The 9,090-nt window shown below is 34.3% G+C and carries 12 protein-coding genes; 9 read left to right on the top strand and 3 right to left on the bottom strand.

Translation table 11 applies throughout. The annotated features are described in order from the left end of the window. The 8 genes from BBH99_RS05215 to BBH99_RS05180 all read left to right on the top strand — a co-directional run. The coding region (locus BBH99_RS05215; RefSeq protein WP_123873016.1) for a DUF4209 domain-containing protein at positions 1-376 on the top strand (376 nt) is incomplete at its 5' end. Between the two features lie 8 nt (positions 377-384). Next, on the top strand, positions 385-1,407 hold the full coding sequence (locus BBH99_RS05210) for a hypothetical protein (RefSeq protein ID WP_066692938.1): 1,023 nt from the start codon (positions 385-387) through the stop codon (positions 1,405-1,407). A 96-nt stretch (positions 1,408-1,503) separates the two neighbouring features. Then, a complete protein-coding gene (locus tag BBH99_RS05205) occupies positions 1,504-1,830 on the top strand; it encodes an ArsR/SmtB family transcription factor (RefSeq protein ID WP_066692936.1) in 327 nt (108 codons plus the stop codon). Between the two features lie 168 nt (positions 1,831-1,998). Further along, positions 1,999-2,457 (top strand): SRPBCC domain-containing protein, encoded by a 459-nt coding sequence (locus BBH99_RS05200; RefSeq protein ID WP_066692934.1) that lies wholly within the window; start codon positions 1,999-2,001, stop codon positions 2,455-2,457. A 153-nt stretch (positions 2,458-2,610) separates the two neighbouring features. Then, positions 2,611-3,189: a YdeI/OmpD-associated family protein gene (locus tag BBH99_RS05195; RefSeq protein WP_066692931.1), complete on the top strand. Its 579-nt coding sequence runs from the start codon at positions 2,611-2,613 to the stop codon at positions 3,187-3,189. 18 nt (positions 3,190-3,207) lie between these two features. Continuing rightward, a complete protein-coding gene (locus BBH99_RS05190; RefSeq protein WP_066692928.1) occupies positions 3,208-3,606 on the top strand; it encodes a DoxX family protein in 399 nt (132 codons plus the stop codon). 37 nt (positions 3,607-3,643) lie between these two features. Then, positions 3,644-4,201: a DUF4256 domain-containing protein gene (locus BBH99_RS05185; protein WP_066692925.1), complete on the top strand. Its 558-nt coding sequence runs from the start codon at positions 3,644-3,646 to the stop codon at positions 4,199-4,201. A 304-nt stretch (positions 4,202-4,505) separates the two neighbouring features. After that, positions 4,506-5,006 carry a hypothetical protein gene (locus tag BBH99_RS05180; RefSeq protein ID WP_066692923.1) on the top strand — a complete coding sequence of 167 codons (501 nt, stop codon included), beginning with the start codon at positions 4,506-4,508 and terminating at the stop codon, positions 5,004-5,006. 237 nt (positions 5,007-5,243) lie between these two features. On the opposite strand, the gene BBH99_RS05175 is transcribed toward BBH99_RS05180, so the two are convergent. Both BBH99_RS05175 and BBH99_RS05170 read right to left on the bottom strand, forming a co-directional pair. Then, a complete protein-coding gene (locus BBH99_RS05175) occupies positions 5,244-6,242 on the bottom strand; it encodes a phosphotransferase enzyme family protein (protein ID WP_083188752.1) in 999 nt (332 codons plus the stop codon). 102 nt (positions 6,243-6,344) lie between these two features. Further along, the gene (locus BBH99_RS05170) at positions 6,345-7,376 is read right to left on the bottom strand and encodes a threonine aldolase family protein (protein ID WP_066692918.1); all 1,032 of its coding nucleotides are present in this window, start codon (positions 7,374-7,376) and stop codon (positions 6,345-6,347) included. Positions 7,377-7,461: 85 nt separating this feature from the next. Here BBH99_RS05170 and BBH99_RS05165 point away from each other — a divergent pair, with 85 nt between their 5' ends. Then, on the top strand, positions 7,462-8,115 hold the full coding sequence (locus BBH99_RS05165) for a metal-dependent transcriptional regulator (RefSeq protein WP_066692916.1): 654 nt from the start codon (positions 7,462-7,464) through the stop codon (positions 8,113-8,115). A gap of 36 nt (positions 8,116-8,151) precedes the next feature. On the opposite strand, the gene BBH99_RS05160 is transcribed toward BBH99_RS05165, so the two are convergent. Next, positions 8,152-9,066, bottom strand: coding sequence for a DMT family transporter (locus BBH99_RS05160; protein ID WP_066692914.1), 915 nt, complete (start codon positions 9,064-9,066; stop codon positions 8,152-8,154). Between the last annotated feature and the right edge of the window lie 24 nt (positions 9,067-9,090).

The raw sequence follows: 9,090 nt of genomic DNA, 5'->3' as shown, positions 1-9,090 counted from the left end.
TTACAATGGATTTCAGAATAATTTTATACTTGCATCACATCTCCTTATTCCTCAAATTGAAAATAGTTTAAAATCTATCATAGAATCTAACAATAGAAATACGATATTACTTTCAGAAGATATTCAGAATGACAATACTCTAGGAGGCATATTAAGTACAAAAGAAAATGGGAAAATGCTTGATGGTATTTGTGAAAAAAATTTATTATTAGAATTAAACAGCTTTTTAATAGATGGTAATAGTGTAAATTTTAGGAACAAAATATCTCATGGGTTAATTTCTCCATTAGAAATAAACTATTACGGTATTTATCTTTGGTGGCTTTCCTTAAAGATGATTGTACAAGCTGAAGAATATTTCAAAATAGATAAATAATAAAAGAGATGGATAATTTTAAAGAAGAATATCTGAAAGCTCTTCGAGAAATAGAAAAAGAAGAACTTGAGAAGTATAAACCTCAAATTCAATATTTCAAGAAAATCATGAAAGATAAAGGAATTAAGTTAACCGATGATAACTTTAATTTTTATCAAACCTCTGGTATTATTGTATCTTTCCCTAATATTGTTAATCTTTTGGTTGAAGATCTAGTTATAGACAAAGACGGATTAATAAATTTTGATGAACTTAATAAAACATTCGTAAAAAAAACATTTTTCAATGGTTACTTGTTTCATGAAAATTTTGTTTTAATGGCTAACTCCTATTTTAGGAGAGAGTTTCATGAAATAAATAACTATGCACCAAGATTTATTGAATACTTTTGGGAATCTAATGACTCTAATGTAGATCATTATATATCTATTGATATGGATAGAGTAAGGATTGATGTTAATGGCTCTCCTTGCTTAGAGCTTGATACATGGTATGGTGCTCAATTCAATAATAAAATTGATTTAATTCCTGATGGAATAGTGAAACTGCGTCCACCAATGGATGTTGAATATACATATATTTCATCTTTCTTTAGAAATGCATATTCCTTAGATATTAAATGGACTACAAAAAATAATATTAAAAGTTTTCAAGCGGAAGAATTTAAAACAGAGGAAATTAAAATAATAAAAAATAATGTTGAATATTTTCCTGTAAGATATATTCATGCAGAATATGATTTGCAAAATGGATATTTCAGGCACTTTGATGGGGCTATTCATTTTTATAATGAAAACGAATATTATTCACGACGTGATTCGGATTTCAATTACAACAATAAGAACCAAGGTCATATAAAAACTTTATCACAGAAACTTTTCAAGATGAACGGTATAGTTAGTGTAAACACTTGGATTAAGTTTTGTAGTCATTTTTTTGCAGGAAATCCACTCATCTTTGAATATTTTGAAGATAAATATCCTAATCATATTAATGAAATACTCGAAAAACTAAGACTAAGGAACGAATAAATTCTTATTAGAATACTTCACTTTATTGTATATTTTTTCAAAAAAACTTGCGTAGCTAAATAACTACATATATATTTGTAGTCAAATAACTACACAATGAATTTAAGAAGAGATGTTTTTCAGGCAATTGCAGACCCTACCAGAAGATCTATATTGATGTTGGTAGCTGCGCAATCCATGACTGCAGGAGCCATTGCTTCCAATTTCGATACCGCAAGACCTACCGTTTCCAAACACCTTCAGATCCTTACAGAATGTGAACTGTTGCGATCTGAACAGAACGGCCGTGAAATTATTTACCACCTTAATCCCAATAAAATGAAAGAAATAGCCGATTTTATAGAGCCATTCCGCAAAATGTGGGATGAGAAATTCAATAAGCTGGAAAGTGTGATGAAAGCGTACCAGAATAAAAATGTGTGAGACGAGATGCGAGGTACGGGTTTCGGGTTTATAGTTTAAGATTAGAGAAGGTTCTCCAAGTAAAAGCTAAGTAAAACCCATCAGAAATTAATACTTTCACCCTCGTATCTCGAAACTTAAAAACACGGATCACGCAACACGTACCACTAAACTCAAAACCCTCAAAATATGGAACTTAAAACCAAAATCCACGCAGAAGACGGAAAACAGGAGATCTTCATCATCAGAGAATTTGATCTTCCTGTAGAATTGCTCTTCAAAGCCTATACAGAAGCTGAACTTTTTGAACAATGGATGGGAACCAAAGTAACAAAGTTTGAAAACAGACCTCACGGAAGTTACCGCTTCGAAACTTCCAATCCTCAGGGAGAAGTGATGTTCAGTGCCAATGGAACCATTCATGATATTGTTCAGAATGAGAAGATTATAAGAACTTTTCAGATGGAAAATACGCCTTTTCCGGTTCAGATTGAGTTTTTAGAATTTGAAAAACTAACGGATACCACCAGCAAAATCACCATCCAAACCATTTATAAATCTGTAGACTTCAGAGATCAGCACCTGAAAATGCCTTTTGCGCAGGGAATTAATAGGGCGCATAATCGTTTACAGGAAATGTTTGAATAGATTTCAGATGTCAGATTTCAGATTTCAGATACTGAAAATTAGAAGTTTAAATACCCGCAACTCAATCATTCTCTTCCCCTCAAACTTATAAATTCAAAGCTCCCACTCTATAACGCTAATACTCTCCAACCCTAAAACCCTCAAAACAAACACATGAATTCAAAAGTTGATTTTTTCTTCGAAAAAGCCACCCAATGGAAAGAAGAATTTGAAAAATTAAGAACCATTGCCCTAAGTACCGAATTGGTAGAAGATTTAAAATGGGGCTGCCCGTGTTATACCTATGAAGGGAAAAATATTTTCTTGATTCACGGATTTAAAGAATATTGTGCACTTCTCTTCTTTAAAGGGGCTTTGATGAAAGATCCGGACCAGATTTTAATTCAGCAGTCTGAAAATGTGCAGGCCGCAAGACAAATCCGTTTTACAGATCTTCAACAGATCAATGATCTTGAAAGAGAACTTCGGGCCTATATGTTTGAAGCCGTAGAAATAGAAGAATCCGGAGCAAAAGTTGAAATGAAGAAAACCAAAGACTTCGAAATGGTGGAAGAATTTCAAAATAAACTGGACCATGATAGTGTATTAAAAGAAGCCTTTGAATCTCTTACTCCAGGAAGGCAAAGAGCCTACCTGCTCCACTTTTCTTCCGCCAAACAATCCAAAACCAGGGAAGCAAGAATTGAAAAATGCATCCCTCAAATCCTGGAAGGAAAAGGCCTTAACGACTAATCACAAAACTTAATCTATATGGAAACCTCAAACCGATCAGAAAAAAGAACAAAGATCATCTATTGGATCTTTACCCTTTGGATGGCTTTAGGTATGGTCTCTACCGCTATCGTTCAGCTTATGAAAAACAAAGATGAGCTTGCCAATTTCACCAATCTTGGCTATCCGGCTTATCTAATGACTATCATTGGAGTCTGGAAACTACTTGGCGTTATTGCCATTCTCATTCCAAAACAATTACTATTGAAAGAGTGGGCTTATGCAGGATTTTTCTTCGTCATGTCCGGAGCCGTTATTTCACATCTTATTGTTGGAGATACCGCCGGAAGAACCTTTCCTGCTGTCTTATTACTTGTTCTGGTTATTATTTCATGGTATTTCAGACCTGCCAACAGAAAAATTTCCATTCAATCTTAGTAATTTTAGTCTAAAATCAATCACTTAAAAATTTGACATGAAAAAGAAACAATTAACACCCGAACAAAGCGAAGCTCTATTAAAAGCACTGCAATCCCGTTTTGAAAAAAACATGAACCGCCACAAAGGCCTGAAATGGGAGAAAATTCAGACCAAATTGGAATCCAATCCGGAAAAACTATGGTCTTTAAACGAAATGGAAGAAACGGAAGGTGAGCCCGATGTGGTAGATTACAATCAAAAAACAGATGAATATATCTTCTTCGACTGCTCTCCTGAAAGTCCAAAACGCAGAAGTCTTTGCTACGACTACCCTGCCTGGGAATCAAGAAAAGCCAACAAACCAGAAAGCAACGCCATTGATAAAGCTGCAGAAATGGGTATTGAAATTTTAACGGAAGAACAATACCGCCACTTGCAGGAGCTTGGAAAATTCGATCAGAAAACTTCCAGTTGGGTAAAGACACCACCTTCGATCAGGGAATTGGGAGGAGCTGTTTTCTGCGATAGACGCTACAATACAGTTTTCTACTATCATAACGGTGCTGATTCTTATTATGCAGCGAGAGGATTTAGAGGAAGTTTAAAAGTTTGAGGGTTCTAGGGTTTGAAAGAGTTAGAGTAGAATGAAAAATCTTTGATTTTTCAAAGCTTATGTGTACTTCTTATGCATGGTTCTAATAAACTTCAAATAACTAAAACGTTTAAAAACTTTTGTGACTTTTAATTCTAATCACGAATGTCTCAGATTGACACAGATCTTTAATTATTTTTATTAAAACAAAATATTTTAAAATTAATTTCTCATATAAAACCTTTTTAAGTTAATATCCTATTTTTAATATACAAATACTATTATTATTTTAGCAACGTAAAAATTGGATTATAATACTAAGGATATGAAAAAACTAATTTTATTAGGTGCTGTTTCAGCTTTTTTAATCAATTGCAATAAAAAAACTGAAGCTTCTGCTCCTAAAACGAATACTGATACTATTGCTGTAGAAGAACCTGTAGTGGATACATTAGGACCAAAATCATTCTGCTATATAGGTGTAGTGGGAAAAGACAGTGTCTTCGCCTCTATTGATGATAATCTGGGAACTATTACCGGAAAATTATCTTATAAAAACAGTGAAAAAGACAGCTCAAAAGGAGATGTTACAGGTTTCAAATCTGGAGATACACTAAAACTAACCTATGAATTCTCTTCTGAAGGTAAAAAGAGCAAAAGAGATATTTACTTCTTACAGAAAGACAATGCTTTAACAGAAGGTATCGGAGATCATAAAGAAGAAGACGGACAGTCAAAATATGCAGACGAAAAGAAAATCAGCTATAAAGACGGACAAAAGCTAAGCGCAGCTAACTGTAAAGTAGTGAGCAAAGCCGTAAAATAAACAAACTCTATTGAAATCAAATAAAAATGCTGTTCTCAACACCTGGGAACAGCATTTTGTTTTTTATGAAGTCTTAAATCTAAAGGTATAAATATCAGCATCTGCAAAATCAGCATAATCCTCGAGAGACTTATACCATTATTAATCTAATAAGATCATTGAAACTATTCACTCCGCTTCATTCCGTACTGAATGACAAATAAAAATCATTTCTTTTATTCCAATAAAATCAGGTATTTAAGCTTCCTTCTCCCAATAGTTTTCTACAATATTTCTCATAATACCAACATATGATTTCACATGCGGAAGCTGGGTAAAAACCTGAAACTGATCATGGGTGGTATGAAAGTTCATATAAAACAACCAAAATCCAATCGAAAGATAAGGGATAGAAGCCAACTCCTGAGAACTCACAGAACGGTATTCACGATATCCATCCAGAAAAATATGATAAGTTCTCTGAAATTCTTCATAAGTAATTCTTCCCGCAGATACATCCAATACAAAATGGATCCAAAAAGTCATAATATCGTTCACCAGCCAGCCGTATCCCATAAAATCAAAATCGAATAAAGTAACAGTATCATTATCAAAATGAAAATTCTTAGGCAGAAAATCAAAATGACAATATCCTTTTGAAAACGTTGAAGTATCAAATTTTATCAGCTTACGCTCTATTTCAGCAGCAATATTTTGCAGCCATTCATAATCTTCGGGGTTTTCTTTAAAGACAGGCTTTAATTTTTCCAAAGGCTTAAAAACAGTGGTTTGAAGATCAAAATTCCATCGTTCGTATTCTACTTTAAAATGTGAAGAAATAGTATGAAAGCGGGCCATTTCATTTCCTAAGGCACGAAACTGATTATCATTCATTAATCTGATCATACGACCTTTAGCAAAGGAAAATAAAACACTATGTCTTACTCCTTCAATAGCTTCTAATTTTAAAATAATATCTCCGGAAAGATCAGTAATTGGATAAGAAACAGATACATGAGCATCTTTCAATGCCTGTAATAGTCTTACTTCTTCTTTAATATGATCTAAACTTCGATGAGAAGAACGGTAGATGCGAAGTATAAAATGATTCTCTTCCGACTCTACCCGATAAGTATCTCCCACCCCTCTTACCAGAAGCTTACACTGAACATTTTTTAGTCCATATTTTTCAGCAATAAGTTCTGATAATGCCATCGGACAAAGTGTTGAATAAGTTGCGGGAAAAATAGATTTCATGGTATTTAATTACTTGTATGTATGATTCAGATCTATATCTGATAAAAATGAGCTTGCATATATTTTCAGGCTTCAAAAACTTCCCTATTCCAGCCTACTTTCCTATAATTTTTCCCTAATAATTTCAATAAAACGGTTTACAGCATCATCACCTGTACTCCATGAAGTAATCAAACGAATCGCAGAAGACTCTTCATCTACTTTTTTCCAGACAAAAAACTCAAAACTCTCAGATAAAACCTCAATAAGTTCATTGCCAAGAATTGGAAAAATCTGATTGGTATAAGTATCCGCAAGAAAACTGATTCCTTTTTCCTGTAACGCATTTTTGATCTTCATTGCCTGTTGATTGGCATGTTTCGCTAAATCAAAATACAGATCATTCTTCATGAGCTCCATAAACTGGATTCCCAATAACCTTCCTTTAGCGAGTAAGGCTCCTTTCTGTTTGATGTTGAATGCTAAATCCTCCTGAAGAGCCGGATTATTAATAACAATCGCCTCTCCTATCAATGCTCCGTTTTTCGTTCCCCCCAGATAGAAAATATCTGTAAGTTCCGCTACATTTTCCAACGTAAGATCACTGATTTCAGAAGTTAGCCCATGACCAAGCCTTGCGCCGTCCATAAACAGATAAAGGCGGTTTTGTTTGCAGAATTCAGAAAGCGCTTCCAGTTCTTTTTTCTGGTAAATGGTTCCAAGCTCCGTAGAATTGGATATATAAACCATTTTAGGCATCACCTGATGCGGCACATTTCTGTGGCTTTCCAGCACCGGAATAATGTCCGATGGTCTTAGTTTCCCATCTTCCGTTTCAATGCTTAAGATTTTATGGCCTGTTGCTTCAATAGCACCTGTTTCATTATTCAGGATATGCCCTGTAGCAGCAGAAACCGCACATTGATAAGATCTTAAAACAGACGAAATCACAATTAAGTTCGCTTGCGTTCCTCCGGAAACAAAATAAATATCTGAATCTTTTTTATTGATTTTAGCTTTAATTAGCTCTTTTGCCTTCAAAGAATATTCATCTTCTCCATAGCCGGCTTGCTGGTCAAGGTTATGTTGTAAAAGTGCCTGTAAAATATTCGGGTGACATCCCTCAGAATAATCGTTTTTGAATGAAAATTTCATAGAGTAAAATTAAAAAAAGTTAAAATAACAAGAGTAATCTTTCCATATTATTTTGTTAGATTTGTATTGAAAATCATCTAACATTTTGAAAACAACCCTAACAGAAGAAAATTACCTGAAAGCTTTGTTTCATTTAGTTGACAATGAAGGAAAGGTGACGATTAACGAACTCAGCAAATTTTTAAATGTAAAAATGCCGAGCGTTAACAATATGATGAAGAAATTTGCGGAAAAAAAATGGGTCATTTATGAAACCTATAAGCCACTGATCGTTACCGAAAACGGTAGACGCGAAGCTGCTCTGGTCGTTCGTAAACACAGGCTTACCGAGATGTTTCTCGTCAAAAAAATGAATTTTGGCTGGGAAAATGTTCATGAAATTGCAGAACAGCTGGAACACGTTCATTCCCAGATATTCTTTGATAAAATGGACGAAATTCTGGATCATCCCAAATTCGATCCCCACGGAGAACCTATTCCTGATAAAGATGGCAATATTATTGCCCAGGATCTCCAGAAATTAAGCAGCTGTGGAGAAGGGGAAATGGTTGTTTTTGCTTCCGTTACACTTTCTGATGATGCCTTTTTAACTTATTTAAATGACAGAAAGCTTCTTCTGAACACTAAAGTAAAGATTATTAAAATTGAAAGTTTTGATAAATCAATGACCATAGAAATTGATGGGAAAAAGGAAATTCTAAGTAAAAAAGCTACCGAGAAAATATTGGTAAAAAAATAAAAAACAGTGGCAACCACTGTTTTTTTTTACTATATATTATTTTAAACGCTCCTCTATGGGCTTTATTTTTCTTGGTTTTATGCTCAGCAGAAAAACAGTTGAAATAATGAAAATACTTCCAATCCAATCCACCGCAGAATAAGAAACATTAAGCCATAGCACTGCTAAAACTGTTGCTGAAAGAGGCTCCATTGAAGCAAGAAGGCTTGTTTTCTGTCCGCCAATAATCTGCACTGCCGATAAATACGAATAAAAAGCAATCAATGTCCCAAATATTACGATAAATACAGTATATCCGAAAGCTTGCAGATTCCAATTTCCCTGAATATCCCATGGGGCTTTAACAAAGCTAAATACGATCCCTCCACATAGCATTCCCCATCCGATTACTAAAGAAGATTTATATTTTGACATCAGCTTTACCGGTTGTAAGGTATAAACAGCTAATGCAACTGCCGAAGCCAACCCGAAGAATAAAGCAATTCCAGATATAGAAAGACTTGAAATATCTCCATGGGTTACCAATAAAACTGTTCCCAATACCGCCAAAATAATAGCTATAACCTCCAATATTAAAGGAAATCTCTTATTCTTAAAAGCCAGATACACCGCAATAATCACAGGTCCTGCGTATTGTAAAACGGTAGCAGTAGCTGCATTAGAGTATTTTATAGCAGCAAAATAAGTATACTGAACAGCCAACATGCCTGTGATACTGAAGATAACAAGCTGCACAGCATCTTTTTTATCTTTCCAGATCTCAAAAAGATCTGATTTTTCTCCAAATTTCGCAAAAATCAGAAGGGAAAAACCTGATACAAGCAATCTTATGGTAATCATCCACTCAATATTAATTCCCCGTTGTTGAAAGAGGAATTGGGCAAACGTTCCGGAGACACCCCAGAATAAAGCTGCCGTAACAGCCAAACAAAAACCTTTTACAATATTCATCAGTTCAAATAGTATTAATTATGC

The organism is Chryseobacterium contaminans (genome assembly GCF_001684955.1).
Lineage (GTDB): Bacteria > Bacteroidota > Bacteroidia > Flavobacteriales > Weeksellaceae > Chryseobacterium > Chryseobacterium contaminans.
Note: the sequence above shows the minus strand (reverse complement) of the source record. Positions and strands in the feature narration are given on the sequence as shown.

Coding starts and splice junctions, on each gene's coding strand:
- BBH99_RS05160 (WP_066692914.1), bottom strand. CDS start 9,066: ATGAATATTGTAAAAGGTTTTTGTTTGGCTGTTACGGCAGCTTTATTC.
- BBH99_RS05195 (WP_066692931.1), top strand. CDS start 2,611: ATGAATTCAAAAGTTGATTTTTTCTTCGAAAAAGCCACCCAATGGAAA.
- BBH99_RS05185 (WP_066692925.1), top strand. CDS start 3,644: ATGAAAAAGAAACAATTAACACCCGAACAAAGCGAAGCTCTATTAAAA.
- BBH99_RS05180 (WP_066692923.1), top strand. CDS start 4,506: ATGAAAAAACTAATTTTATTAGGTGCTGTTTCAGCTTTTTTAATCAAT.
- BBH99_RS05210 (WP_066692938.1), top strand. CDS start 385: ATGGATAATTTTAAAGAAGAATATCTGAAAGCTCTTCGAGAAATAGAA.
- BBH99_RS05200 (WP_066692934.1), top strand. CDS start 1,999: ATGGAACTTAAAACCAAAATCCACGCAGAAGACGGAAAACAGGAGATC.
- BBH99_RS05190 (WP_066692928.1), top strand. CDS start 3,208: ATGGAAACCTCAAACCGATCAGAAAAAAGAACAAAGATCATCTATTGG.
- BBH99_RS05170 (WP_066692918.1), bottom strand. CDS start 7,376: ATGAAATTTTCATTCAAAAACGATTATTCTGAGGGATGTCACCCGAAT.
- BBH99_RS05175 (WP_083188752.1), bottom strand. CDS start 6,242: ATGAAATCTATTTTTCCCGCAACTTATTCAACACTTTGTCCGATGGCA.
- BBH99_RS05205 (WP_066692936.1), top strand. CDS start 1,504: ATGAATTTAAGAAGAGATGTTTTTCAGGCAATTGCAGACCCTACCAGA.